Source organism: Mesorhizobium sp. BR1-1-15, assembly GCF_020165475.1.
Lineage (GTDB): Bacteria > Pseudomonadota > Alphaproteobacteria > Rhizobiales > Rhizobiaceae > Mesorhizobium.
Genome location: NZ_JAIUIF010000005.1, coordinates 50630 through 77487, shown reverse-complemented (window position 1 = coordinate 77487; position 26858 = coordinate 50630). Strand labels below are relative to the sequence as shown.

Genomic DNA, 26858 nt, shown 5'->3' with positions numbered 1-26858 from the left:
CCGACCTCGGCAAGTTTCGGTATTTCGTGCAGTCGGTCGACGTCGAGTATGAGCGGGCGCTGCTCCGAGACGCTGGCGGGACAGCGCCCCCCTCTGGCCTGCCGGCCATCTCCCCCACAAGGGGGGAGATTACACCCTCCATCACACCGCGATCCGTGGCCTGCCCGAAGCCACCGCCACCACATGTGCCTCGATGAACATACGCTGGGCTTCGACGGTGGAGACGCGGAATTCGGTCGCGACATCGATCTCGGCGCTGTCAGTGCCGGCATCCCTGGCGCGCTGCGCAGCGATGCTGCGCACATCGGCCTCGGCGGCCGCGATCGCCGCCGCCTCGTCGAGGAAATCGCGCACGGTTTCGCCCGAGGCAAGACGGAACAGACCTTCCTTGGGCTGGCTGACGCGCGCCTCCGCCGATACCCGAACCTGGCCGACAACGGCGCCGAGCGCGTTGGCGACGTCGGTGTCATCAGGCACCACGCAGTCATTGCCGACCAATGGCGGGAGTCCGGCATAGTGCAGCGGCGCGGAGGCACCGAGGCCGACCACCGGCCGGTCGAGCGCGACGCTCAGGCGCGCAATGCCGGGATGCGCGTCGACGGCGCGCTGCACCAGCGCATGCGCCACGGTGGACGCACCGTCGAGCCCGTCCTCGGCGAAGGCGGTTTGAAGGATATATTCGGCCGACCAGCGCGTCAGCGCGGCCAGCACGCGCTCCGAAATCGCCTCGGGAGAGGCCGCGATCGCCTGGCCGCGGCCGTCGCGCTTGCGGGCAAACAGCTCTGCGCCGAGGCGGGCGGCCGCGGCATCCCAGTTCGCCTGCTTGCCAAGCACATGCGCCGCATCCGACGGGGTGAAACCTGAAATGTGCACCAGCCCGCGCGACACCAGGCGGTTCAGGGTAGCGTTCTGGGCATTCGAGGTCAAAAGCCTGTCGAGGGGCAAGGGCATTGCGCCGATCGCTTCATAGAGCCTTGCTTCCGGAGCAGTCAGCCCGGCGGCAAGACGGTCGGGCACGCCGGTGCGCACCGCGAAACGGCCGTCCATGCGGCCGGTGTTCGGCGCGCGCAGCTGGCGCTCGAGTTCCGCCAGAACGGCCTCGCGATGCACCATGCCGGCCAGCGCCAGTGGCACCAGCCGGCGCGGTCCAAGCAGGAGCCTGGGGTTGAGAGCGCCGTCTTCCAACGCCACTTCGGAATCGCCGCCGAGGCCGAAGGTGCGCATGGCGACGGCCTCGACCATGGTGCGAAAGCCGCCGACGGTGGCGCCTTCCGGATCGAGCCGCGGCCGTCCCTTGTCGAGCACGGCAACATCGGTGGTGGTGCCGCCGATGTCGGAAACCACCGCGTTTTCCAATCCGGTCATGTGGTGCGCGCCGACCAGGCTGGCGGCCGGGCCGGAGAGAATGGTCTCGATCGGCCGCTGGCGGGCGAACGCCGCCGACACCAGCGCACCGTCGCCGCGCACCACCATCAGGGGCGCCGCGATGCCGCGCGCCTCGAGAAAGCCTTCGGTCGCCGCCACCAGCCGGTCGATCATCGAGATCAGCCGGGCGTTGAGCAGCGTCGTCAGCGCCCGGCGCGGACCGCCTAGCTTGGCCGACAATTCATGGCTCGCGGTGACCGGCAGGCCGGTTTTCTCCCGGATCAGCTCGCGGGCGGCGATCTCGTGCGCCGGGTTGCGGGTGGCGAAATAGGCGCAGACGGCAAAGCCCGAGACCGAGCCGCCGAGTTCGGACAGCGCCGCCTCAAGGCCGGACAGGTCGAGCTTGGCGGTATTGCCGTGCACATCGTGGCCGCCGGGGCAGAACACGACCGGATCGGTGCCCAATGCCGCCTTCAGCCCATCGCGGGCAAGGTCCGCCTCGGAAAAGCCGATCATGATCAGCGCGACGCGGCCACCCTGGCCCTCGACCAGCGCGTTGGTGGCAAGCGTCGTCGACATGGAGACAAGCTTGATGGCGGCCGGATCGGTGACCGCTTTTTCCAGAACCGCGTCGACGGCGCCGGAAATGCCAACGGCGAGATCGTGCCTGGTGGTCAGAGCCTTGGCCTTGGCCAGCACCTTTCCCTTGTTCGGCCCGCTCTGCGGGCCTTCGGTTTCAGACCACAGCACGGCATCGGTGTAGGTGCCGCCGGTGTCGATGCCGAGGAAAAGAGGTTTTGGCTTGGTCTTGGTCATGTCTGATGATGGCCCGAGCAGATAGGAAAATGCTTCTCGCCCTTAACCTATAGCGGCCGGACGATAAAGCTGAGAGCGCTGGGCCACGGGAGGAGTTCGATCTCCCCCACGAGGGGGGAGATTGGCAGCTTCAATGGCAGGGTCAACCTACCCCACGAACCCAACCTTTTTATGCGACCCATCGCAATACGGCTTGTTCGCCGAATGGCCGCAGCGGCACAGGAAGGCGCGTTGCGTGCGGTCGACCGTGTGGCCGGTGCCGGTGACGATTTCGACATTGCCTTCGAGCTTGAGCGGCCCGTCTTTCGTCGGCGTAACCTTGAGTGGCCCGTCGCGCGCGTCCAGCGCCGGCGTGTCCTTCAGCGCCGGCTCGCCGGTGGCGGCAAAACCTGATTTGTTGTGGCTGCCGTCGCAGAACGGCTTGTTCTGCGACGCGCCGCAGCGGCAGAGCGTGGCGCGGTGTAACGTCTCGCCGTCGAGCATAATCTCGGCGTGGACGGCCAGCGGGCCATTTTCCCTGATGCGCACGGTGTTGACCACCGGCGGCCTTTCCTGCGGCCCGCCATCCTTCCTGACATAGGTAATGGCGCCTGACGGGCAGCTTTCGGCAATGGCGACGATCTTCTCGACGGTGGCCGCGTCGGGATGGATCCACTCTCCCGGCGCGTTCGGCACGAAGACATGCGGATCGCCCAGCACGCAATTGCGCGAATGGATGCAGCGCCGGCCGGCAAAGCCGACGTCTATCTTCTCGCCCTCGACCGGACCTGCCATCGCCTTGCTCCTGTTGCCTGACGCACGCCGCCTGGATGCGGCGTGCTTTGGGTGCTGTTCTTGCAGGCTATGCCCCAGGCAGGAAAAGCGTCAAGCTGGCAAGCCGGTCAGGGAACCAGTTCGATCTCCTCGGTCTCGCCGCCGCTGCAGGTATAGCAGCAATCGTCGCATTTTTCCTTGTCGCCGGGGCCGACGCCCCAATAGGTGCCTTCGTCGCCGTCGACCCAGGCGCCGTAGCAGATCGATTCGCCCTCGTCGCAAGAGACCGGCAGTTGCCTGGTCTCGCCGTCATCGAGGTAGAAATCCTTGCCGTTGCCCGGCCACACATAGTCGCGGTCCTGGCTGTAGAGCTCGAGGCGCATGGCATTGGGATGGCTGTTCTTGATGGCGAAGGTGACGTCGCCGGCATGGGCCGACGGCACCAGCAGCATGGCAAGAGACAGCGCGGCCAGCGAGCGGCGCGCATAGGCGTAGAACATGGTATCCCCCAAAAATAAACGGCCCACCCGGCCGCCCCGCGGGCATTGCACGGCGCGAGTGATCGCTAAAGGGGTCGACCGCGACAATCCCGGACTAATTTTGGGGAGATTGGCGCTACTCGACCAGGTCGACGGTCTCGGTCGAATGGTGCACGCAGATGAAACAGCAATCGTCGCAGGGCCGGTCGTTGTCCGGCCCGACGCCGGCCGAGACGGCGTCGTTGCCGTTGACCCACGCGCCGTAGCAGATGCGTTCGCCCTCATTGCACGAAATCGGCACCGATTTGCGTGAGCCGGGATCGATCAGGAACACCTTGTCGTCGCCCGGCCAGACCGTTTCGCGGTCGCGGCTGAACAGTTCGACCGCAACGGCCTGCCCGCGCTGGTTCTTGACGAAGAAAGCCATGTCGGCAGCCCCAGCCGAGGTGGTGAAGACCAATGCCGCGAGTGTGGCCGTGCAAAAGAGCGTCACGATTGGACCTTTCGAATCATGCCGGCAGACTCGCATGGCCGCCGCGAACTAGGAAGCCGGCTCCGCCGCGATCTGGCGTCCCAGCCGCAGCGTTTCCCGCACCAGCAGGTGAAGATCGTCGCGCCGGGTCCGGTGGTTGGTGATCGCCACGCGCAGGCAATGCTGGCCTTGCACCGTCGTGTCCGACAGTGCCGCAATGCCTTGTTCCTGCAAACGCAGCATGATCTCAGTGTTGAACCGCTTAAGCTCCTCGCCGGACGCCCCGGCAAGCCGATGCCGGAAGCAGACGATGTTGATCGTGGTCGGCGCCATCAGCACCAGCGACGGCTCGTCCTCGATCAGTCCGGCGAGATAGGCCGCTTGCGCGATGTTCTGGTCGATCAGGCGGCCGAATTTGTCGATGCCATGCTCCTTCAGCGCCATCCATACTTTGAGCGCGCGAAAGCCGCGCGACGTCTGCAAACCATAGTCGTGCAGCCATTCGCCGGAGGCGAGACCACGCGGCGTCGATTCCAGATATTCGGGCGTCACGGCGAAGGTACGGCGATGCGCGAGGGCGTCCCTGACCAGGGCGCAGCCGGCCTCGAACGGCGCGTGCAGCCATTTGTGCGGATCGAGCGCGATCGAATCGGCCCATTCGATGCCGGCGACGCGATGGGCGTTCTGCGGAGCGATGGCGACCAGGGCGCCGATGCAGCCATCGACATGGAACCAGAGCTCTTCCTCATGCGCCAGCTTGGCAAGCGCCCGCAGGTCGTCGATCGCTCCGGTGTTGACCGTGCCGGCATTGCCGATGACGCAGGCCGGTTTGAAGCCCGCCTGACGATCCTCGGCAATTGCCGCCCGCAAGGCGGCGATGTCGATGCGCAGCCCGGAATCGGTCGGTATTCGCCGCAAGGCCCGGTTGCCGAGGCCGAGCGCCTCCATGGCTTTGCGGTGACAGGAATGGAGCTGGTCCGAGCCATAATAGCGCAGGGGCTTCTCGATGGCGGCAACGCCGTGCTCGCGCACGTCGATGCCGGCCTTGACGTTGCGCGCCACCGTCAGCCCGATCATGTTGGCCATCGAACCGCCGCTGACCAGCGTGCCGCTGGCCGAGACGGGAAACCCCAGCATTTGCTTGCACCAGTTGACGACCTGGCAGTCCATCAGCCCGGCGGCATGGTTGCCGCCGCCGAGGTTGGAACCCTGGATCGCCGCCAGGAAATCGCCGAGCGCGCCGGTGAAGTTGCTCGAGCCCATGTACCAGGCCCAGAAGCGAGGATGGATGTTGCCCATCGGGTATGACATCACGGTGCGGGAGACCTCGCCATAGACGGCGGCCAGCCGCGCCGGCGTTCGCGGCAGGGGTGCGGCGAAGACCTCCCTCACGTCAGCCGGCACCTCCCGCCAGACCGGGCGGTCGCGCACGGCGCGCAGATAGTCGACGGCATCGTCGATGACCCGGTGCGACAGGGCCTGCACATCGGCCCAGTCCAGGGGGTCAAGCGTCTCCTCGGCCACAGTGCCAAGGGTTTCCTGCGCGACGTCCATGACAGCCTCCCGTCAAGTCGCCGGGAACTGGCAGCCGGGCGTCGAGCGCGACAGCGCCGTCTCGTCGGCGTCCATCTCGGCATCGATGCCGTCGAACAGCGGCGTCGTCATGTAGCGTTCGCCGGTGTCGGGCAGCATGCACAGGACCACCGATCCGGCCGGCGCCTTCTCGGCGACCTGCCGCGCCACGGCGAAGGTGGCGCCGCCGGAAATGCCGGTGAAGATGCCTTCCTTCCGCGCCAGCGCCTTGGCCCATTTGATGCCTTCGGGCCCGGCGATCGGCATCACCTCGTCATAGAGGCCGGCATCGACCGCTTCCTGCAGCACGTTGGGGATGAAATCAGGCGTCCAGCCCTGGATCGGATGCGGCTCGAAGGCCGGGTGGCTGGCGGCGGGCGCCCCGTCGGCACCGCGCTGCTGCGCCTTGCCGCTGCCGATGAGCTGGGCGTTGGCCGGCTCGGACAGGATGATACGGACATCCGGCCGCTCACGGCGCAGCACGCGCGCCACGCCGACGACGGTGCCGCCAGTGCCGTAGCCGGTGACGAAGCAATCGAGCCGCGAGCCGGCGAAATCATTGATGATCTCGCGCGCCGTCGTCGTCTCGTGGATGGCGGCGTTGGCCCTGGTTTCGAACTGTCGCGCCAGGAACCAGCCATTGGCCTCGGCCAGCTCCACGGCCTTCTTGTACATGCCGAACCCCTTTTCGGCGCGCGGCGTCAGCACCACCTTGGCACCCAGCATGCGCATCAGCTTGCGGCGCTCGACGGAAAAACTGTCGGCCATGGTGACGACCAGCGGATAGGCTTTCTGCGCGCAGACCATGGCGAGCCCGATGCCGGTGTTGCCGCTGGTGGCCTCGACGATGGTCTGGCCCGGCTTCAACGCGCCGCTGCGCTCGCCCTCCTCGATGATGTTGAGCGCCAGCCGGTCCTTCACCGAGGCAGCCGGGTTGAAGAACTCGGCCTTGACGTAGATCGTCGCGTGGGCCGGGCCAAGATTGTTGATGCGGATGACCGGCGTGTCGCCGACCGTGTCCAAAATGCTGTCGAACAGGCGGCCGCGGCCGGCCGTGGTTCTGATTCTTGCTTGCTGCAACATATCTGTCTCCTCGTCTGTGTTGGTACCTTACGGTCACGGGCCGGTTACAAACCGGCGGCTTGGGCGGCGAGGTTTCGAGACCTTGCCGCGCTAGGGTCGCTCGACGTGCCGGCAATGCGGCTGCCCGCATCCCGGCGCGCAACTCGCAACCGGGTGCGTTCATGCCGTGTTCGGTGATAAACGAGGGCCGACCGGCCAACGTGGGAGGAAGCGTGGGAGCAAGCGTGGAAATGCACGTGGAATCCGCTCGACCGAGCCTGGATCGCGGCAAGCCCGCTCTTGCCGTGCGCCTGCTCGGGCCGTTTGCGGTCGTGCGCGATGGCGTGCGGGCCGAATTGCCGGCATCGCGCAAGCTGCGCGCGCTGCTTGCCTATCTGGCGCTGGCGCCGCATCCGGTGGGACGCGCTCGGCTGTGCGAGCTCTTGTGGGATGTTCCGAACGATCCCAGGGGCGAGTTGCGTTGGTGCCTCAGCAAGCTTCGCGCCGTCCTCGACGAGCCGGGGCACCGTCGAGTCGAGACACAGGACGACACGGTCGAATTGCGCCTCGATGGCTGTTTCGTCGACGCGCTGGAGGTTAGCGCCGCCGCCGCGCAAGGGATCGCCTCGCTCGACGCCGAGCGCCTGCGATCGCTGTCGGAGCTGTTCGCCGGCGACTTTCTCGACGGTTTGGAGCTAGACCGCAGCCCGTTTTTCGAGAGCTGGCTGATCGCGCAGCGCCGCCGCTTCCAGTCGTGTCACGCCGCCCTGCTGGAGCACCTTGTCGCGGCGGCTCCGCCCGGTTCGGAGGCGGCAGCAGCCGGTCTTGACCGGTGGGTGGAGCTGGCGCCGTTCGACGGCCGCGCGCATCTGGCGCTGCTCACGCATCTGGCCGGGCGCGGCGCCATCGGCGCGGCCGAGCAGCACCTGACGGCGACGGCGCAATTGTTCCAATCGGAAGGGTTGGACTTCGGACCGGTGCGCGCGGCCTGGCAGGCGCTGCGCGACAAGCCGGCGGAAGATCGGCCAGCGGAAGATCGGCCGTCGATAGATCGGCCGGCGGTAGATCGGCTTGCGGCGCAGCCCGCCGGCATCGCGGCATCGCCGCCGTCGCCCGCTCCGGCGGGCGTGGAGCCCAGCCACGCCTCGCTGGCGGTGATGCCGTTCGTCGAGACTGCCGGCCCTTGCGGCACGCGCGGCGGGATCGCCGACGGCCTGACCCATGACATCATCACGCGTCTGGCCAAGCTCAGGGATTTCTTCGTCATCGCGCGCGGCTCGGTCTTCGCGCTCGCCGAGAAAAACATCGCGCCGCAGGAAGCGGGGCGGCAGCTGAATGTGGACTATGTCGCCACCGGCACGGTGGGCACCGTGGCCGGCCGCGTCATCATCGCCGTCGAGCTCATCGAGGTTCGCACGGCCAGGATCGTCTGGGCCGAGAGCTTCGAGCGCCGGGCCGACGACCTCTTCGGCGTGCTCGACGATATCGGCAACGCGATCGTCTCGTCTATCTCGGCCGAGATCGAGACGGTCGAGCGCAACCGCGCCATGCTGAAGGCGCCCAACTCGCTCAACGCCTGGGAGGCCTATCACCGCGGCCTCTGGCACATGTATCGCTTCACCCAGCCGGAAAACGAGTTGGCGCAGCATTTCTTCGGCGTGGCGACGGCGCTCGACCCGACCTTCGCCCGCGCCCATGCCGGCCTGTCCTTCACCCATTGGCAAAGCGCTTTCCAGCGCTGGGGCGACCGCGACCACGAAAGCGCGCTAGCCTACGAGACAGCGGGGCACAGTCTCCTGGTTGACGAACAGAACCCTGCCGCGCACTGGGCGATGGGCCGGGCGCTGTGGCTGCGCGGCGAACAGGACGGATCGCTCTTCGAATTGGAACGGGCAGTGGAGCTCAGCCCCAATTTCGCGCTCGGCCACTATGCGCTGTCCTTCGTCCACTCGCAGTCAGGCGATCCGCAGTCGGCGATCGGCTCCTCCGACCATTCGCGCCATCTCAGCCCTTTCGACCCGCTGCTGTTCGGCATGCTGGGCGCGCGCGCCATGTCGCATGTGCGGCTCGGCCAGTTCGAGGAAGCCGCGGAATGGGCGCTGAAGGCGGCGGCGCGGCCCAATGCCCACGCCATCATCCTGGCGATAGCAGCACACTGCCTGGCGCTGGCCGGGCGGCTCGACGAGGCACGCAATTTCGCCGCCGCCCTCCGCAAGGCGCTGCCGGACTACCGCGCCGACGATTTCATCGGCACGTTCCGTTTCGAGGCGGACGCGGAGGCATTGTTCCGGCAAGGCGCAAAGCGGATCGGATTGAACTGAACCCGCGCAATTCCCGCCGATTAACGATTTCGGAAGGGGTTGTTTAACCGTTCGTCGCTATGTCAGCGCCCGGGAGGGGCATGACAGAGAGTGTATGATGAGCGACAGCCCTGACAAGCGCAATGAATGGCGCGCCATTCTTTACGTGCAAGCCCGCGTGGCGGTCCTGTTCGTCCCGGTCGTCGCCAGCCTGCTGATCATCGCCGCACTTGCCGGCAACGACCGCAAATCCGTTCCCGCCGTCGACCGGACGGTGACAGGCTCCGTGCGATAAGGGCTCGGTCATCGACAGCGCACGTTTCCCGGCAGGCGTGCGCATGATGTCGGGCAAATCCCTGCGGCTTTCTGTTGGCGGGAATGACGATGCGATCGGTCGCACAGGCAACAAAAAAGCCCGGACGAGCCGGGCTTTTTCTGCGAGTCTCTGAACCGTCGAACGATTCAGAGACGGGAATTTGGTGCCCAGAAGAGGACTCGAACCTCCACTCCTTGCGGAACACGGACCTGAACCGTGCGCGTCTACCAATTCCGCCATCTGGGCTGGTGCGGGCTCAATAAGCGGGCAAGCGGTGCGTGTCAACGCGGTTTTTGGACCATGATCCCGAAAGGTGGAACCGGCTTTCGCAAAAGGCCATGCCCGGCAAGAGCCGCAGCCTCCGACTGCCGGCTCCGGAGCGGTCAGCCCTCCAACACTTCCTTCGACGCCACGGTGGAATCGGCGTTGAGCGTGTAGATGACCGGCACGCCGGTGCCGAGCTCCAGCTTGACGATCTCCTCGCCCGACTTGCCGTCCAGCGCCATGATCAGCGCACGCAGCGAATTTCCGTGGGCGGCGACCAGGACCGTGCCGCCGCGCAACACATGCGGCTGGAGGTCGTGCAGGTAATAAGGCCAGACGCGGGCGCCGGTGTCCTTCAGGCTTTCGCCACCGGGGGGCGGCACGTCGTAGGAGCGGCGCCAGACATGCACCTGCTCCTCGCCCCATTTCTTGCGCGCGTCGTCCTTGTTGAGGCCGGAGAGGTCGCCATAGTCGCGCTCGTTCAGCGCCTGGTCGCGGACGGTTTTCAGGTCGCTCTGGCCGACGGCGTCAAGAATGTGCTGGCAGGTTTTTTGCGCCCGGACCAGCGCCGAGGTGAAGGCGATGTCGAACTTCAGGCCGCGTGCCTTGAGCTTCTGCCCGGCTGCCTTGGCCTCGGCGTGGCCCTGTTCGGTCAGGTCGACGTCACGCCAGCCGGTGAACAGATTCTTCAAATTCCATTCGCTCTGGCCATGGCGCACGAGCACGAGGGTTCTCGACATTTTTGCTCCTCTGGGATCTGAGCAATTCCAGCAGAAGTGGGAAGCGGTTTTCTGTCCGGAATTGCATGGGGATGAAAACGGTCCAGGATCGTTTCAGGCAAGCCCGAGCACGTCCCGCATCGAGTAAAGGCCGGGCTTCCTGCCATGCGCCCACAGGGCTGCCTTGACGGCGCCGCGGGCGAAGATGGTGCGGTCCTCGGCATGATGGGCGAGCGTGATGCGTTCGCCGGTGCCGGCCAGGATGACGCTGTGGTCGCCGACCACCGAGCCGCCGCGCAGGGTTGCGAAGCCGATCGAGCCCGGCTTGCGCACGCCGGTGTGGCCGTCGCGGACGCGCACATCGTTGCCGGCAAGCGGCACGCCACGCCCCGCGGCGGCGGCTTCGCCCAGCAGCAGAGCGGTGCCGGACGGCGCGTCGACCTTGTGCCTGTGATGCATTTCGAGGATCTCGATGTCGAAATCCCCGGCGTCGAGGGCGCGCGCGGCCTGTTCGACCAGCACCGCCAGGAGATTGACGCCGAGGCTCATATTGCCCGACTTGACGATCGTCGCATGGCGCGCCGCGGCGGCGATTCTGGCATCGTCGTCGGCCGAGCAGCCGGTCGTGCCGATGACATGGACGATGCGCGCCTGCGCCGCATAGCCGGCGAATTCGACGGTTGCAGCCGGCGCGGTGAAATCGAGCACGCCGTCCGCCCCGGCGAAGGCCGGCAGCGGATCGTCCGATATCGGCACATTGATGATGCCGATGCCGGCAAGCTCGCCTGCATCCTTGCCGAGATAGGGCGATCCCTGCCGCTCGATCGCGCCGGCGACGCGTGCGCCCGGCATTGTGTGGATGGCGCGGATCAGCGTCTGGCCCATGCGGCCGGCGGCGCCCACCACCACCAGGCCCATATCGCCCGCGGGTCTGTCGGCTGTCGGCGTTTCACTCATCTCGCGCTCCCGGCGATGCCCTGCGTCTCGATAGGTTGCGTCGGCCCTGGCGCCGGAGTTTGGGGTGGCGCGCCGTCATCGACAAGCCCCAGGCCCTTCCTGCCCTGCACCCGGTGGAAGCGGGAATAGACGCTGTGCGGGTCGGCCATCAGCGAGGCATGGGTGCCCTGTTCGACCAGATGACCCTGTTCCAGCACGATGATGTGGTCGGCATTGACCACCGTCGACAGCCGGTGGGCGATGACGATGGTGGTGCGCCCCTCCATGACGTGGGTCAGCGCTTCCTGGACCTTGGCTTCCGCCTCATTGTCGAGCGCCGAGGTCGCCTCGTCGAGCAGCAGAATCGGCGCCTGGCGGACGATGGCGCGGGCGATCGACACACGCTGGCGCTGGCCACCCGACAGCGACGCGCCGTTTTCGCCGACGGGCGTGTCGTAGCCCAGCGGCTGCTGGCGGATGAAGCCGTCGGCCTGGGCCAGCCGCGCGGCCTGCTCGATCTCGGCGTCTGTGGCGGAGAGCCGGCCATAGCGGATGTTGTCGCGTATGGTGCCTTCGAACAGATAGGGCTGCTGCGAAACATAGGCGATGGAGCTGCGCAGCGACTGCTTGGTGATCTTCGAAATGTCCTGGCCGTCGATCTCGATCGTACCCGACTCGACGTCGTAGAAGCGCTGCAGCAGCGCCACCAGCGTCGTCTTGCCGGCGCCGGAGGCGCCGACGATGGCGGTCATCTTGCCGGCGGCGGCGACGAAGCTGAGGTCCTGCAGGACCGGTGCCTCCTCGACATAGCGGAAGCTCACATTGTTGAACCGCACTTCGCCCGTGGTGAAATTGGCCTCGGCGGCTCCCGGCGCATCGCCCTGCTGCGGCTCGAGATCGAGGATTTCGTAGATCATGCGCGCATTGACCAACGCGCGCTCCATGCCGACCTGCATGCGCGCCAGCCGCCTTGCCGGGTCGTAGGCCAGCATCAGCGCGGTGATGAAGGAGAAGACGGCGCCCGGCGGCTGCCCGAGGACGAGCGCACGATAGCCGGAGTAGGCGATGACGCCGGTGACGGCGAGACCGGCCAGCATGTCGGAAATCGGCGACAGCCGTTCCGAAACCCGGGCGATCTTGTTGCCGCGGTGCTCGGCGCTGTTGGCGAGCTGGCCGATGCGCCGCGACAGCTCGTCCTCCATGGTGAAGGCCTTGACGATGGCGATGCCTTGCGTGGCTTCCTGCATGGCGCCGATCAGCCGCGAGTTGATCTGCACCGATTCGCGGGTAATGCGGCGTACCCGGCGCATCAGATAGACAACGGTGTAGATGAGCGGCGGCCCGATCACCAGCGAGCTGAGCGACAGGACCGGATCCTGGTAGATCATGACGCCGAGCAGCCCGAACAGCGTCACCCCGTCGCGCGCGATCGACGTCAGCGTCATCGACAGCAGGTCGCGAATGCCGTTGACGTTCTCGTTGACCTGCGCCGCCAGCCGGCCGGATCTCGTGTCGTTGAAGAAACCGACGCCGAGCTTCATCAGGTGATCGAAGATGCGGCGCTGGTAGCGCGCAACCAGATTGTTGCCGACGGTCGCCAACGTCACCGCCTGGCCGTAGCCGGCGAAACCGCGCACGAGAAAGGCGCCCATGACGCCGGCGCAAATCCACACGATCAGATCGCCGCGCCGCTCGTAGAAGATCTGGTTGACGACAGGGCTCATGATCCAGGCGGTGAAAGCGGTCGTGGCGGATACCGCCAGCAGGCAGGCGCCGGCAAAGATGTAGGACCAAAGGTAGTCGCGGCCGTTCTCGGCGATGATACGGCGCAGCACCGCCCAGACCTCGCCGGGAGTGGCTTTCTGCTTATGTGGAGCTTGGAGTGTCAAATCGGCAGCGCTTCGTGGTTTCCGCTTGGCAAGACCGGGCTGCACACAGCATCCCTTCTGGCGCCCCTCTTAGCGCCAAGCGGCCGGCTTGCCTATGCCTGCGGCTGATTAACTTCGTCGCGGGGACCGGACGGACGCCTGGTCCGTCATGCGGCCCAGCCTAGGCCTGCCAGCGGCGGCCCGCGGTCTGCACGCCGAACAGCGAAGGGTTCCTGGCGTAGGCGGCGAGGCCCAGAAGTGCCGCCAGCGGATGGGTGATGACATAGACGGGCATGGTGCGCATCAGTTCGCTGTGCGGGGCCTTGTCCTCGAAGGCGGCGCGGAAATTGCCCTGTTTCAGCGCCGGCACGATCTTCTGCGCGATGCCGCCGGTGAGAAAGACGCCGCCGCGGCTCATGAACACCAAGGCGAGATCGCCGGCGGTGCGCCCAAGACAGGTGACGAATATCTCCAGCGCTTCCTGCGCGACCGGATCGGTCCTGGCAAGTGCCGCTGCGGTGATCTCGGCCGGCGTGGTGAAGGGCGACGGCTTGCCGTCCGCCTTGGCCACCGCCCGGTAGACGTTGACCAGACCGCGTCCGCACAGGATCTGTTCGCCCGAAATGCGGCCGTCGATCTTCTCGATATGCGGGAAAACCTCGAAATCCCTGCTAGAACGCGGGCCGATGTCCATATGGCCGCCCTCGCCGGGCACCGGGATCCAGTGGCGCAGCGCGTGCACCAGCCCGGCGACGCCGAGCCCGGTTCCGGGACCGAGCACCACGCGGCCGGCATTGGGCTCCGGCGCGCCGCCGCCGATCTTTTCCATGTGCTCTTCGCCGAGCGCCACGACGGCCAGCGCCTGCGCCTCGAAATCGTTGAGCACGACGATGTCGCTGAGGCCGAGGCTGGCGAACATCTGCCGGGGCTTGACGATCCACGGGCAATTGGTGAGCTCGATCTCGTCGCCGTCGACCGGGCCGGCCACCGCCAGCACCGCTGAATTGGGGCGGACCGAGGAGCGGTCGAGCACCGCCGCCTGGATCGCCTCGTCGATGGTGTTGTAGCTGGCGGTCTGGACGATCGCCGGCTCGCCGGCTTCCGAATTGGCGTCGAGCACGACCGAGAAGCGCGCATTGGTGCCGCCGATGTCGCCGATCAGGATCGGAAACCGCAGCGCCGTGTCGTCGTCGCCTGTGTTTGGCATGCTTTCTCGTCCGTCCCCGGCGCCCGACGGCCCATTGCCGTTCTCCCGTTGACTAGCGCATGAGTTTGAAAAGGGAAACGGTTTTCGAAACCGATGGTGCGCACGACCGATTTATGAGGTCGAACGGCCGCGACTAGGCTGCCGCCTTGTGCTCCTCGCGGGCAGCGGACCAGACCTCGCGGGCCGCATCGGCGTTCATGGCGGCAATTCCCAGGCCGACAATCAGGTCGGGCCACGCAGAATGCCAGATCACGGCGGTGAGAAGGCCCGCGGCGATTATAGCGACGTTGGCAAAGGCGTCGTTCCGCGCGGAGAGGAACGCGGCCTTTGTCAGGCTGCCGCTGTGATGGCGGAAGCGCGCCAGCATGAACGCGCAAGACAGGTTCACGGCCAAAGCCCCGGCGCCCGCAAGCGACAGTGGCAGCGGCGACGGCGCGACCGGCAGGTTGAACTTGACCCAAGCCGTCCAGAGCGTTGCCAAGGCAGGCACCAGAAGAATCGCCGCCAGAGCCATGCCGACCCTTGCGCGGCTGCGTGCGCCCCAGCCAAGGGCAACGAGAATAAGCAAATTGACCGAGGCATCTTCCAGGAAATCAACACTGTCCGCGAACAGCGACACGGAGCCGATCGCGGATGCCACGGCGAACTCGACGATGAAGTAGCCCAGGTTCAGAAGGGCCACCCACCGGACGACGCGGCGAAGGCCTATATCCTGCGTTTGCAATGCCGGCCCTCCTGCTCACGGGGTGACGAATGAACGGCGGCGAAGCGCCGGGGCGTCAACTGACGCGGTCAGTTTCCCGGCCGTGGCCGCGGCACCGGCACGCCGATCTCGGGCGTCGCGGTGAAGGCGTTCACCATGCCTGGCAGGCCGGCCGCGCCGCTGGCCGCGGTGGCGGGCAGCGACGGCGCCTCGGGTTCGGGCGCGGCGACCGCGACCGGCACGGCGCCGCCATGGTAGGTGGCTGCCTCGACCGAGGCCGGCCCGGGCGCGTCGAGCACGGCGCGGCATTCTCTCGGCAGGTTCGCCATCGTCATCAGATCGCGCGCCTTGGGCGCGTCCGGATTCTTGTTGGGCCGCCACGGTTCCTGCGTGAACCACCAGGCCAGCGGCTTGCCGCAGCCGTCGTCGGCCGGGGTCGCTTCCTGCGCCTTGCAGTTGGGCGAGCCCGGCTGGCAGCCGATGCGCATGTGGAAGTGATAGTCGTGGCCCCAGAACGGCCTGATCTTGCGCAGCCAGGAGCGGTCGCCCCTGACGGTGTCGCAGAGCTTCTTCTTGATGCCGGGATTGACCAGGATGCGCTCGACCTCGGGATAGCTGGCCGCGCGCTTCAAAAGCCGCGTATGCGCCGGCGTCCACAGCGCGTCCTTCACCAGATGCGTCTTTTCGTCGACCATCAAGGTGGCGCTCATGGTCTCGCGCCGCGCCATCGACAGCGGACGGCGGGGCATCGGCGTCAGCCAGATGTCGGCATCGAGCCCGATCTGGTGCGAGGCATGGCCGGTCAGCATCGGGCCGCCGCGCGGCTGCGCGATGTCGCCGATCAAAAGGCCCGGCCAGCCATCGGCGACGGCATCGCGCGACAGTTTCTCGACCAGCGCGATCATCGCCGGATGGCCCCAGCGGCGATTGCGCGACGGCCGCATCACCTGCCAGGTCGGGCCGTCCATGGGGATGGCGACGCCGCCGGCAAAGCAGCCCTTGGAGTAGAAGCCGAAGGATTGCGGGGCGGTCGCAGCCGGCAGTTTCATCGCGCCGAACAGGTCCTTTGCCCGTTCCTCGGCCATTGCCGGCCGCACGGCGAGACTTGTGAGGGCGAGCAGGCCAAAAGCCGCCGCCAGCTGTGAACGCTTGCCGAGCCGCATCGCTGTCTCCATGAACCCCCGCCGCAAACCCAAGCCCGAATCATAGCACGCAATGGACGTTGCTTCGATCGCCGGAGCGGTTCCGTTTTTCACAAACCGGTCAACCGCCCTGTTTTCTTTTCCGAGGCATTCCGACCGAACCGTGTCACGTGCTTCCCGGCATGCGTCAGCGCTTCATCGGGCTGCGCGGCGCGCCGTCGCGCCAGTCGCCGCTTGCCCACATATGGTCGAAGGCGGCGCGGTAATCCGGGAAGCGGAACCGGTAGCCCGCCGCCTTGAGCGCCGCGTTGGCGACGCGCTTGTTCTCGCCATAGAAGGACCGCGCCATGGGCGAAAGTTGGGCGGCCTCGAAGGGAATTTCGGGCGGCGGCGTGATGCCCATCAGCGCGGCGGCATAGGCCACCACGTCCTGCGGCGGCGCGGGCTCATCGTCGGTGACGTTGAAGATGCCGCCCGTATCATCCCCGATGAGATGCCACAGCGCGCCAGCTATATCGTCGCAGTGGATGCGGTTGAACACCTGACCGGGCTTGACCAGCCGCCGCGCGGTGCCGTTTTCCAGGTTGACCAGGGCGTTGCGGCCGGGGCCGTAGATGCCGGAGAGCCGCAGCACCGCCACCGGCCGGCCGATCTCGCGGCCAAGCCGCAGCCAATCCTGCTCGGCCGCCACCCGCATCGCCGAGCGTTTCGACACCGGCCGGCATTGCGCCGTCTCGTCGACCCAGGCGCCGCCATGGTCGCCATAGACGCCGACGGTGGAGAGATAGCCGATCCATTCGAGCGCAGGCATCCGCACGATCGCCTCGCGCGCGGCATTCAGCACGGGATCGCCGGCCTCCTCGGGCGCGATCGAGATCACCAGATGGGTTGTTGTCGCCAGCGCGTTGGTGAGTTCGCCGGTCAGCGCGCCATCGAACAGCAGCGGCGCGATGCCGGCCTGGCGGAGCGCCTCGAATTTTTCCACGGAGCGCGTCGTGCCGCCGACCGTCGTGGCGGCCTCCCTGTTGGCGCGCGCAAAAGCCTTGCCCGAATAGCCGGCGCCGAAGATGAATATCCGCTTTTCACTCATGCAGGCGCCCTGGCTGGAACCGGCCGCGCCCATTCCTCGCGCACGGCCGCGTCGCTCTCGGTTTTCAGGCCGGTCGCGGCGCGTTCGGCATATTCGGCCTCCGGCACCAGCCGCGCCAGCGCCCATATTGCCGCGCCCCGCACCAGCGGCGAGGCGTCGGCCAGCAAGGCACGCACCGCGCCGGCAAGCGCTGCATCGCGGGAATTGCCGGCGGCGATCAGCACGTTGCGGACAAAGCGGTCGCGGCCGATGCGCTTGACCGGCGAGCCGGAAAAGAAGGCGCGAAACGCCGTGTCGTCCAGCCGCAGGAGATCGGCCAGCGCCGGCTCGCGTAGATCGTCGCGCGCGGCGAGCTTGGCCTCGGACGCCACCTTGGCGAACTTGTTCCATGGGCAGGCGGCGAGACAGTCGTCGCAGCCATAGATGCGGTTGCCGATCGCCTCGCGGAATTCATGCGGGATCGGCTCCTTGTTCTCGATGGTGAGATAGGAGATGCAGCGCCGCGCATCGAGCCGGTAGGGCGCCGGGAAGGCATCGGTCGGGCAGGCGTCGAGGCAGGCGCGGCAGGAGCCGCAATGGTCCTCCTCCGGCAGGTCTGGAACCAGTTCGGCCGTCGTGAAGATGGTGCCGAGGAACAGCCAGGAACCATGCTGCCGGCTGACCAGATTGGTGTGCTTGCCTTGCCAGCCGAGCCCGGCGGCCTCGGCCAGCGGCTTTTCCATGACGGGCGCCGTATCGACGAAGACTTTGACGTCGCCTCCCGCCCGCGCCACGATCTTGCCGGCGATTTCCTTCAGCCGGCCCTTCATAACCTCGTGATAGTCGCGGTTTTGCGCATAGACCGAGATCGCGCCCCGGTCGCGCCTGGCCAACAGGTCGCGGGGATCGTGGTCCGGCCCGTAATTCATCGCCAGCACGACGATCGAACGCACCTGCGGCCACAGGCTTGATGGCTCGCTGCGGCGTTGCAGCGTCTCGGCGATCCAGCCCATGGAGCCGTGGAACCCGTCCGCGACGAAGGCGGCGAGCCGGGCCGGCGCCAGCGGGATCGCATCGGGGGTGGTGACGGCGACCGCCTCGAAACCGGCGCGCCGCGCCTGCGCGTCGATCAGCGCGCGCAGTTTTGCGGCGTCAGAAGTCGAGGTCCGCATAATGCGACACCGGCGACAGGCCGCGCACCCGGTCGGTCAACAGCGGCCGGAACGAAGGCCGCGACTTGACCCGCGTGTACCATTCGCGCGCGGCGGTGTGCTCGCGCCAGTCGATCTCGCCGAGATAGTCGAGCACCGAAAGGGTGGCGGCGGCGGCGAGGTCGGCATAGGTGACCCTCGAGCCGGCCAGCCAGTGGCGGGTGCCGGCCAGCCAGTTGGTGTATTTCATGTGCTGGCGGATGTTGGCCCGCGCCGCGCGGATGGCGGCCGAATCGGGCGAGCCGCCGCCGGCGGTTTCCGGCATGACCGGCTTCAGCACGCGCTCGCGCACCAGATGCCGGGTGACCTCGCTCTCGGCCTTGTGGAGATACCAGTCGGTGAGCCGGCGGATCTCGGCGCGCTGCATCGGGTCCTCGGCGAACAGGCGCTTGTCGCGCTTCAGGACGCCGCGCGTCTCGTCGAGATATTCCGAGATGACCGTGGCGCCGACGATCGGCACGTCGCCCTCGGCCAAAAGGATCGGCAGCGTGCCGGCCGGGTTCAGCGCCAGGAACTCCTTGCGCCGCGTCCACGGCTTCTCCTCGATCAGCGCCAGTTCCTCGCCATACTCGCCGAAAGCGAGGCGCACGAACCGGCAGGAGGCGAACATGGGATGATGGAAAAGCGTCAGCATGGTTCCGCGATGATAAAGCGCACTGGTGGTTTGGATTTGAAGTTCCTGTCCCTCAACGGCATCCGCGTTCAGGAACTTCAAATCCAAACCACACCAGAACTAAAGTTGGCAGTGTGGCTCAGAATCCGGAATTCGCGCATCGCGCTCCTCCCGGGTGTGGCGAATTCCGGATTGCCACACTGGCGAATCGCCGGGCGCACCGGTAAGTCTTGGCCGCCCGGTAAGCGGGCCGTCAGGGTGTTGCGACCTATAGGGGGAGTTCGGCGCCATGACAAGCAAGCCCTGTCAGCCCATCCAGCGAATGCCGAGGTAGCCAATGGAAAGCCAGACAATCGTCGAAGCCCTGCTGCTCGGTCTCTTGGAGGGATTGACCGAGTTCATTCCGGTGTCCTCGACCGGCCATATCCTGCTCGCCGGCCATTTTCTCGGCTTCCACTCGACCGGCAAGGCCTTCGAGATCCTGATCCAGCTCGGCGCCATCCTGGCCATTCTGAGCGTCTATTTCCGGCGCTTGTGGCAGATGCTGCTCGACCTGCCGCATGACCGGCTGACGCGGCATTTCGTCATCGGCATCCTCATCGCCTTCCTGCCGGCGGCCGTCATCGGCGCGCTGGCGCATGATTTCATCAAGACCATCCTGTTCGAATCGCCGCGGCTGATCTGCATCATGCTGATCATCGGCGGCGTGGTGCTGCTCGTCGTCGACCGCATGAAGCTGAAGCCGATGTACCGCGACGTCGAACGCTTCCCGACGCGGCTCTATTTGCAGATCGGGCTGTTCCAGTGCCTGTCGCTGATCCCCGGCACTTCACGCTCGGGCTCGACCATCGTCGGCGCCCTGCTGCTTGGCGTCGACAAGCGGGCGGCGGCGGAATTTTCCTTCTTCCTCGCCATCCCCACCATGGTCGGCGCCTTCGCCTTCGACCTGTTCAAGAACCGCAACGTGCTGACGTCGGCCGACCTGCCGATCATCGCCGTCGGCTTCGTCGCCGCCTTCGTCACCGCGCTGCTGGTGGTGCGCCTGCTGCTCGATTACGTTTCGCGCAAGGGCTATGCGCTGTTCGGCTGGTGGCGGCTGGTGGTCGGCATCGTCGGGCTCGCCGCGCTGATGATCTGGGGGTGACCTCGTCATCCACGGGCGAAGCAAGGAGCGCAGCGACGCCGCGCAGACCCGTGGATGACGAAGGTGAAGGCCTTCGCGCGCCCCCTTCATGCGAACCTCCTGCGGAGCAACGCACAAGTCCTGCGGATTCCAGAACACTCCGCTGCGTAAGCTCGCCCTATCATCCCTCAGGCAATGGCGTCCGGCGAGCCGCATCCGCCCCCGCGCACGCGGTCGGCCGGGCGCCCAACAAGAGGGAACGACGATGAAATTCATGCTGACCGGCAGGAAATTGCACCCGAAAGCCAAACCCGTCGCCGAGGATTTCAGGAGCGGCGCCATCAACCGGCGCGAATATTTTGCGCTGATGGCCGGGCTCGGCGTCAGCGCCGCCGGCGCTTTTGCCCTGGGCGGGCTGGCGCCCACGCCTGCCCGCGCGGCGGAGCCCAAGAAGGGCGGCGTGCTGCGCGTCGCCATGAACGTCAAGGGGTTCAAGGACCCGCGCACCTTCGACGGCGTCGAAATGTCCAACGTCGCCCGCCACTGCAACGAATATCTGGTGCGCTGGAACACCGACTTCTCGTTCGAGCCCTGGCTGCTCGAAAAATGGGAGATGAGCGACGACGCCAAGACGCTCACGCTGCATGTGCGCAAGGGCATCACCTGGTCGAACGGCGACGCCTTCAACGCCGAGGATGTCGTCCACAACCTCACCCGCTGGTGCGAAGCCGGTGTTGCCGGCAATTCGGTCGCCGCGCGCATGGGCGCGCTGGTCAATGCCGACACCAAGAAGGTGGTCGATGGCGGCATCGAGAAGGTCGACGACCACACCATCAAGCTCAACCTGCCCAAGCCCGACATTTCGCTGATCGCCGGCATGGCCGACTATCCCGCTTTGATCATGCACCGCTCCTATGATGGCGACGGCGATCCGCTGAAGGCACTTTCGATCACCACCGGCCCTTGCGAGCTGGTGAAGTGGGATGCCGAGACGGGAGCCGAGGTGAAGCGCAAGGACAAGCCCTGGTGGAAGGGCGAATTCCACCTGGATGGGATCCAGTGGATCGACTACGGCTCCGACCCCAACGCCATGCTGTCGGCGTTCGAATCCGGCGAGATCGACACCGACCACGAGACCGCGTCCGATGCCGTCTCGCAGACCGAGCAGATGGGCCTGAAGAATTCCGAGATCGCCACCGGCTCCACCATCGTCGCCCGCTTCAATGTCGCCAACGCGCCCTATGACGACGTGAAGGTGCGCCGCGCCGCCCAGCTCGCCGTCGACAACTCGGCCGTGCTGGCGCTCGGCCTCGGCGGCCGCGGCAAGCCCGCCGACAACCACCATGTCGGCCCCATGCACCCCGAATATGCCGATATCGGCCCGGCCACGCGCGACGTGGACGCCTCGAAGAAGCTGCTGGCCGAGTCCGGCAAGGCCGACCATGAATACGACCTCATCTCGGTTGACGTCGAATGGCAAAAAAGCACCGGCGACGCCATAGCGGCGCAGATGCGCGAGGCCGGCCTCAAGATCAAGCGCACCGTGCTGCCCGCCGCCACTTTCTGGAACGACTGGAGCAAATATCCCTTCTCCTGCACCGAATGGCTGGGCCGCCCGCTCGGCGTCCAGGTGCTGGCGCTGGCCTACAAATCCGGCGCCGCCTGGAACGAAAGCGCCTATGCCTCGAAGGAGTTCGACGAGCTGCTCGACAAGGCGCTCGCCACCCCCGACGCCGCCCAGCGCAAGGAGATCATGGCCGGCATCGAAAAGAATTTGCGGGACTCCGGCATAATCATCCAACCCTACTGGCGCTCGGTCTACCGGACCTATCGCAAGGGCGTCGAAGGCTGCGAGCAGCACCAGGCGCTGGAGCAGCACTTTGAGAAGGTTTGGATTGAGGGGTGAGAGGCGGTCCGCGTCAGCGGACGAAAAGCCAATTGCTTGGCTTTTCGAGCCTCGAACGCCCTGAGCCTGCGAAGGGCTGGGGACGCCGACGCTGGTCTTCCCTTCTCCCCTTGTGGGAGAAGGTGGCCTCGCGAAGCGAGGTCGGATGAGGGGTGCTCCAGCTTGGCGCCACGTCAACAGCGAACCGAACCAGAAAATCCCAACGCCTCACTCCGCTGGAACACCCCTCAACCGTCTCGGCGCTGCGCGCCGATCCACCTTCTCCCACAAGGGGAGAAGGTCAGCGGCGTCAGCGCCCCGCCCCCATGCAGCAACGAGTGCGGTGAGCCGCATCCATAAAGTGAAGGTTTTCTGCGCGCTGATCATGACCAGCCCCGCCGCCCAAAGCGTGATGCCGCCGGCATAGGAGGGCACGCTGGCCTCCAGCCCCGCCGCGCTGCCGGCCGTCAGCCGCGTCTCGCCGGTCAGGAAGGTCAGGAAGCCCGCGGCTACGCAATCATTGCCCAGCCGTTGGTACTTCATGGTCAGCAGTGCGGCGGCCACTACTAGCGCCGCGCCGTCCATCGTCCAGAGTGTTTCGCGCAGCGGAGCGCTGGCGACGAAGGTGCCGGCAGGCCGAAGGCACCGCCGATGGCGAGACCGAGAGAGGCTACTGTGTCTGAAGTGGTGCGCATGTGGTGTCTCCCCCAAGGCGGGAGGATACGCCAGGGTAGCAAGGTCTTGAAAGCGGAAGGTTGCGTGTCGACTGCCATCCTCATTATGACGGTGACGACACGTTAATGGGATACCTCTCCACTGGAGATTGTATAAGAGAGTCTCTGGAAAAATTCGGATAAGTCGGAGCCGGATGCGCCGTAAACTAGTTCGTCTATGTGCGTGGTAAACTCGATTCCTAGTAGCGGATTTAATATTGTTACGGCCTTATATACCTGCTTACCTTCGTAATATCGCAACGCGGAGTAGGTGATCACCTGACGCAAATCATGGCTGCGAAAGTGCCTATCGACGTACTTCATCTCTACTAATGTATCAGAAAACTCAAAGTCACCCTTGCAACTTTGGATGATGCCGTGTCCCTTGTAGGATGGCACACTTACCTGGTCTAGCGTGACACCCTGTCCTCTAAAGTAGTGACGGAGCCACTGAGCCAATCTATCAACTTCCTCAGCCTCCGGCGCGCTCAATTCATCTTTTTCTGTCGTAAACTCCACGATGTTGGCTCTAAGAAAATCCAACGCGCTTGCAACTGCTGCTAATCGCAAAACCTCTACCGATTCTTTCGGCCGTTGGATGGACTCAAAGAAAAGAAAATAGCCCGCTTCGCTGATTAAATCTCGCCGCGAAGGACTGCTCGTAGGATGAGCCGGCCCACTTACCCGATTGTAGGCCAGATTCACTGACCGTGTGACAGCTTCCAAGTTCGGAAGCGCTACGCCAGAAGTTCGAGTACTGTGAAGCAAACAACCTTTCGCTTATCATATCGCTAACGCTGCGTTTGGCTTCTCTGATCTCCATTCTCGAACAATCATTTCAAAGGCGTCAAATCTACTTTTCGTATGGTCTCGCCAGTGAGACCCCTCATCGACCATCGAATACGATGCCAATATGAGAGCTCTGCGTTGCCAACCTGACACTGCTCCAAAATTTGCCTTGAACATGGACAACCATGAGAAATTGCCCCAGTTCGAGAAAATCATGATTATGTCACGCCGTATTAACTCAGATACCTCTCTATCGAAGCATCTATGGAGGTAATTTCGGGTTTGAATGGAGTTATGCTTACCTACAACCCGGTTTGCGTAGGCGACGTGCATGTCTAAGGCCATAACTTCGTGACCGCTATCATAAAGATTTATTATTTTGTCGCAAATGCCGGCCTTTTCTCGCTCGCCAAGATCCTCGAAGATCTGATACACAGTTTGAAATACCGTTGGCGCGATAGGATAAAGAGCATCCATATTATCGAGCATTGACAGCACCGCTCCATACTTTGCGCCAGTGCCAACCATTTTCAACGCTTCGACAATTTTTCGTGTGGTGGGAATGTGCACTCGGGTTTGCGACAGCTGCTCATTCAGGAGCGCAACGACATCAATCTCTTCCAGCTCATCTTTGAGCTCGTCGTATTGCTTAGCCGCGTTGGGTGCGTATGGATCGAATCTTAGTGTTAGAGACATAAGCCGCTGTATCGGCGATCGGGTTTCCCTATCATCACCCCCTCGTATCTGCGACAAAACGTGCTTGAATTCAGACGAAGTCAGTATCCGTGTCTTTGATTTTTGAAGGGATAGCCCCTCATTATCAAGCGCCTTGTATATCTCGACAATAATTTCATGAGCTTCCTTTACTAGCACAGAAAACGTGATAGTCGTCTTCATAGCGGAGGAAGTGAACGCCAGAACTGAAAAGATATTGATCGGAGTTTGCGAGAGCCAGTTCTGCCAGAATTCGCGCAGCCGGACCACCGATTGGCAGACCAGCTGATCTTGTTCCCGTAAAATGCTTCAGATATTCGAGGATCGTCTTTCGAACATCCGAAAACACCCCGAGCATTCGAAGTGCGTTGTCGAGCTTGTGATGGCTTATCCTAGAATAACAATCAGCTATATCGCATATTACGACATGGCTTTTGTGTTCGCATTCAGAGATGGACCTATCGATAAAGTCCTTCCAGGAGATATCACGCCGAAAAAGATCTCCCGAGAGGTAATTGTCTTTGTTCAATCTGTAAGAGAAAACCCGATCCGGCCCAAGTCTGGCCGCCTCTATGGTTTCGGCGATTGAAAGAACATTTCCAAGCAGAAAGACGTTCCACAATGGGTCTAATTGAGACGCCCATCTAAACCCGGAATGATTTACGGCCACCAGAGAACGGATGTCATCCGGCGGTTCTTGCACAAACATTTTATCAAACTCAGAATATCGTTTTACCAATAAGCTGGCAACATCATCCCTCTTGTCGCTCATTATTCTATTTTCGATCGGAAATGGAAATATGTCAGTGTCACCGTGCTTATAGATATTATCTATAGCCGCGTAGAAAAATTTCTTCATAGAGCGCCGCCAACCCCGTGTCCCCTAGAAGTTGCAGAGTATCTAGGAATGCCGCGGGATCAAGCTGGCTGGAGCAGTATTCTCAATCGCCCATCTTCAGCGCCTGGATAAACGCCTCCTGCGGAATGTCCACCTTGCCGAACTGCCGCATCCGCTTCTTGCCCTCTTTCTGCTTGTCCAAGAGCTTGCGTTTGCGGCTCACGTCGCCGCCGTAGCACTTCGCGGTGACGTCCTTGCGCAGCGCCGAGATGGTTTCGCGGGCGATGACCTTGCCGCCGATCGCGGCCTGGATCGGGATCTTGAACAGATGGTGCGGGATCAGCTCCTTCAGCTTCTCGCACATCTGGCGGCCGCGCTTTTCCGCCGCGGTGCGGTGGACGAGCATGGAGAGCGCGTCGACCGGCTCCTCATTGACCAGGATCGACATCTTCACCAGGTCGCCCTCGCGATAGTCGGTGAGGTGATAGTCGAACGAGGCGTAGCCCTTGGAGATCGACTTCAGCCGGTCGTAGAAATCGAAGACGACTTCGTTGAGCGGCAGATCGTAGGTCAGCATGGCGCGCTTGCCGACATAGGAGAGGTCGGCCTGGATGCCGCGCCGGTCCTGGCAGAGTTTCAATATGCCGCCGAGATAGTCGTCAGGGGTGAGGATGGTGGCGCGGATCCACGGCTCCTCGATGGCCGAGATCTTGACCACGTCGGGCATGTCGGCCGGGTTGTGCAGTTCCTTCACCGAGCCGTCATTGAGCAGCAGCCGGTAGACGACCGATGGCGCGGTGGCGATCAGGTCGAGGTTGAACTCGCGCTCCAGCCGCTCCTGGATGATTTCCAGATGCAGCAAGCCGAGGAAGCCGCAGCGATAGCCGAAGCCGAGCGCCGCGCTGGTTTCCATTTCATAGGAGAAGGAGGCGTCGTTGAGGCGCAGCTTGCCGACGGCGGCGCGCAGATCCTCGAAATCGGCGGCGTCGACCGGGAACAGGCCGCAGAACACCACAGGCTGCGCCGGCTTGAAGCCGGGCAAAGCGTGCGCGGTCTGGCGCTTGTCCTCGGTGATGGTGTCGCCGACGCGGGTGTCGGCCACTTCCTTGATCGAGCCGGTGAAGAAGCCGAACTCGCCGGGGCCGAGTTCGTCGACATTGATGCGGGCGGGCGTGAACACGCCGGTGCGCTCGACCAGGTATTTGGCGCCGGTGCCCATCATGCGGATGGTCTGGCCCTTTTTCAGCACGCCGTCGATGACGCGCACCAGAACGATGACGCCGAGATAGGCGTCGTACCAGCTGTCGACCAGCATCGCCTTCAAGGGCGCGGTCGCGTCGCCCTCGCGCGGCGGCGGCAATTGGTGGACGATGGCTTCGAGCACATCGGGAATGCCAAGGCCGGTCTTGGCCGAGATCAGCACGGCGTTGGAAGCGTCGATGCCGATCACCTCCTCGACCTGCTCGCGGATGCGCTCGGGCTCGGCGGCCGGCAGGTCGACCTTGTTCAGCACCACGACGATCTCATGGTTGTTGTCGATGGCCTGGTAGACGTTGGCCAGCGTCTGGGCTTCGACGCCCTGAGAGGCGTCGACCACCAGCAGCGAGCCTTCGCAGGCGGCCAGCGAGCGCGACACTTCATAGGCGAAGTCGACATGGCCGGGCGTATCGATGAGGTTGAGGATATAGTCCTCGCCATTGTTGGCGCGGTACTTCAGCCGCACCGTCTGCGCCTTGATGGTGATGCCGCGCTCGCGCTCGATGTCCATCGAGTCCAGCACCTGCTCCTTCATGTCGCGCAGCTCCAGCCCGCCGGTGAGCTGGATCAGGCGGTCGGCAAGGGTGGATTTGCCATGGTCGATATGGGCGACGATGGAGAAATTCCTGATGTGGTCGAGGGGCGTGCTCATGCCGCGCGCTTTAGCAGGGG

Annotated in this window: 24 protein-coding genes and 1 tRNA gene; 4 read left to right on the top strand and 21 right to left on the bottom strand. The window is 64.7% G+C overall.

What is annotated here, in order from left to right; genetic code table 11:
- Positions 1-141: 141 nt before the first annotated feature.
- The 6 genes from LB541_RS11085 to LB541_RS11060 all read right to left on the bottom strand — a co-directional run bounded on the left by LB541_RS11085 (position 142) and on the right by LB541_RS11060 (position 6540).
- Entirely contained in the window at positions 142-2181 is a 2040-nt protein-coding gene (locus tag LB541_RS11085) for a hydantoinase/oxoprolinase family protein (protein WP_224618397.1), read from the bottom strand.
- Positions 2182-2328: 147 nt separating this feature from the next.
- Positions 2329-2955, bottom strand: a complete 627-nt coding sequence (locus LB541_RS11080) for a CDGSH iron-sulfur domain-containing protein (protein ID WP_224618395.1) — start codon at positions 2953-2955, stop codon at positions 2329-2331.
- A gap of 107 nt (positions 2956-3062) precedes the next feature.
- Positions 3063-3434 carry a hypothetical protein gene (locus tag LB541_RS11075; protein WP_140491675.1) on the bottom strand — a complete coding sequence of 124 codons (372 nt, stop codon included), beginning with the start codon at positions 3432-3434 and terminating at the stop codon, positions 3063-3065.
- Between the two features lie 115 nt (positions 3435-3549).
- On the bottom strand, positions 3550-3906 hold the full coding sequence (locus LB541_RS11070) for a hypothetical protein (protein WP_224618394.1): 357 nt from the start codon (positions 3904-3906) through the stop codon (positions 3550-3552).
- 48 nt (positions 3907-3954) lie between these two features.
- Entirely contained in the window at positions 3955-5439 is a 1485-nt protein-coding gene (locus tag LB541_RS11065) for a pyridoxal phosphate-dependent decarboxylase family protein (RefSeq protein WP_224618391.1), read from the bottom strand.
- Between the two features lie 12 nt (positions 5440-5451).
- Positions 5452-6540 (bottom strand): PLP-dependent cysteine synthase family protein, encoded by a 1089-nt coding sequence (locus LB541_RS11060; protein WP_224618389.1) that lies wholly within the window; start codon positions 6538-6540, stop codon positions 5452-5454.
- A gap of 230 nt (positions 6541-6770) precedes the next feature.
- On the opposite strand from LB541_RS11060, the gene LB541_RS11055 reads away from it, so the two are divergent.
- Positions 6771-8840, top strand: a complete 2070-nt coding sequence (locus LB541_RS11055) for a transcriptional regulator (RefSeq protein ID WP_140728758.1) — start codon at positions 6771-6773, stop codon at positions 8838-8840.
- 97 nt (positions 8841-8937) lie between these two features.
- Positions 8938-9114: a hypothetical protein gene (locus LB541_RS11050; RefSeq protein ID WP_181165187.1), complete on the top strand. Its 177-nt coding sequence runs from the start codon at positions 8938-8940 to the stop codon at positions 9112-9114.
- A 182-nt stretch (positions 9115-9296) separates the two neighbouring features.
- On the opposite strand, the gene LB541_RS11045 is transcribed toward LB541_RS11050, so the two are convergent.
- The 10 genes from LB541_RS11045 to LB541_RS11000 form a co-directional block, all read right to left on the bottom strand.
- Positions 9297-9381: transfer RNA gene (locus LB541_RS11045), tRNA-Leu, on the bottom strand.
- Positions 9382-9518: 137 nt separating this feature from the next.
- The gene (locus LB541_RS11040) at positions 9519-10139 is read right to left on the bottom strand and encodes a 2,3-bisphosphoglycerate-dependent phosphoglycerate mutase (RefSeq protein WP_140514169.1); all 621 of its coding nucleotides are present in this window, start codon (positions 10137-10139) and stop codon (positions 9519-9521) included.
- 93 nt (positions 10140-10232) lie between these two features.
- On the bottom strand, positions 10233-11075 hold the full coding sequence (dapB, locus tag LB541_RS11035; RefSeq protein ID WP_140514168.1) for a 4-hydroxy-tetrahydrodipicolinate reductase: 843 nt from the start codon (positions 11073-11075) through the stop codon (positions 10233-10235).
- On the bottom strand, positions 11072-12943 hold the full coding sequence (locus LB541_RS11030) for an ABC transporter ATP-binding protein (RefSeq protein WP_140514167.1): 1872 nt from the start codon (positions 12941-12943) through the stop codon (positions 11072-11074). Before LB541_RS11030 ends, dapB begins: the two co-directional genes overlap by 4 nt.
- 160 nt (positions 12944-13103) lie before the next feature.
- Positions 13104-14129 carry a glucokinase gene (locus tag LB541_RS11025; protein WP_140514166.1) on the bottom strand — a complete coding sequence of 342 codons (1026 nt, stop codon included), beginning with the start codon at positions 14127-14129 and terminating at the stop codon, positions 13104-13106.
- A 133-nt stretch (positions 14130-14262) separates the two neighbouring features.
- Positions 14263-14853, bottom strand: coding sequence for a cation transporter (locus LB541_RS11020; protein ID WP_224618386.1), 591 nt, complete (start codon positions 14851-14853; stop codon positions 14263-14265).
- Positions 14854-14921: 68 nt separating this feature from the next.
- Complete coding sequence (gene mepA / locus LB541_RS11015; RefSeq protein WP_224618383.1) at positions 14922-16007, bottom strand: penicillin-insensitive murein endopeptidase; 1086 nt, start codon at positions 16005-16007, stop codon at positions 14922-14924.
- Between the two features lie 154 nt (positions 16008-16161).
- Positions 16162-17064 (bottom strand): SDR family oxidoreductase, encoded by a 903-nt coding sequence (locus LB541_RS11010; protein ID WP_224618381.1) that lies wholly within the window; start codon positions 17062-17064, stop codon positions 16162-16164.
- The gene (gene queG / locus LB541_RS11005; RefSeq protein ID WP_224618379.1) at positions 17061-18215 is read right to left on the bottom strand and encodes a tRNA epoxyqueuosine(34) reductase QueG; all 1155 of its coding nucleotides are present in this window, start codon (positions 18213-18215) and stop codon (positions 17061-17063) included. Before queG ends, LB541_RS11010 begins: the two co-directional genes overlap by 4 nt.
- Positions 18196-18888, bottom strand: a complete 693-nt coding sequence (locus LB541_RS11000) for a glutathione S-transferase family protein (protein WP_140491712.1) — start codon at positions 18886-18888, stop codon at positions 18196-18198. The genes queG and LB541_RS11000 overlap by 20 nt, the downstream gene beginning before the upstream one ends.
- 316 nt (positions 18889-19204) lie before the next feature.
- On the opposite strand from LB541_RS11000, the gene LB541_RS10995 reads away from it, so the two are divergent.
- On the top strand, positions 19205-20011 hold the full coding sequence (locus tag LB541_RS10995) for an undecaprenyl-diphosphate phosphatase (RefSeq protein ID WP_224618374.1): 807 nt from the start codon (positions 19205-19207) through the stop codon (positions 20009-20011).
- A 244-nt stretch (positions 20012-20255) separates the two neighbouring features.
- Positions 20256-21896 (top strand): ABC transporter substrate-binding protein, encoded by a 1641-nt coding sequence (locus tag LB541_RS10990; RefSeq protein ID WP_140649543.1) that lies wholly within the window; start codon positions 20256-20258, stop codon positions 21894-21896.
- Positions 21897-22103: 207 nt separating this feature from the next.
- On the opposite strand, the gene LB541_RS10985 is transcribed toward LB541_RS10990, so the two are convergent.
- The 5 genes from LB541_RS10985 to lepA all read right to left on the bottom strand — a co-directional run bounded on the left by LB541_RS10985 (position 22104) and on the right by lepA (position 26838).
- Positions 22104-22460 (bottom strand): hypothetical protein, encoded by a 357-nt coding sequence (locus LB541_RS10985; protein WP_224618373.1) that lies wholly within the window; start codon positions 22458-22460, stop codon positions 22104-22106.
- Between the two features lie 212 nt (positions 22461-22672).
- The gene (locus LB541_RS10980; RefSeq protein ID WP_140895725.1) at positions 22673-23293 is read right to left on the bottom strand and encodes a hypothetical protein; all 621 of its coding nucleotides are present in this window, start codon (positions 23291-23293) and stop codon (positions 22673-22675) included.
- Positions 23294-23371: 78 nt separating this feature from the next.
- Entirely contained in the window at positions 23372-24274 is a 903-nt protein-coding gene (locus tag LB541_RS10975; RefSeq protein ID WP_224618372.1) for a hypothetical protein, read from the bottom strand.
- Positions 24228-24950, bottom strand: coding sequence for an RNA-directed DNA polymerase (locus LB541_RS10970; RefSeq protein WP_224618371.1), 723 nt, complete (start codon positions 24948-24950; stop codon positions 24228-24230). The genes LB541_RS10975 and LB541_RS10970 overlap by 47 nt, the downstream gene beginning before the upstream one ends.
- 82 nt (positions 24951-25032) lie before the next feature.
- Entirely contained in the window at positions 25033-26838 is a 1806-nt protein-coding gene (gene lepA / locus LB541_RS10965) for a translation elongation factor 4 (RefSeq protein ID WP_140551741.1), read from the bottom strand.
- Positions 26839-26858 lie beyond the last annotated feature (20 nt).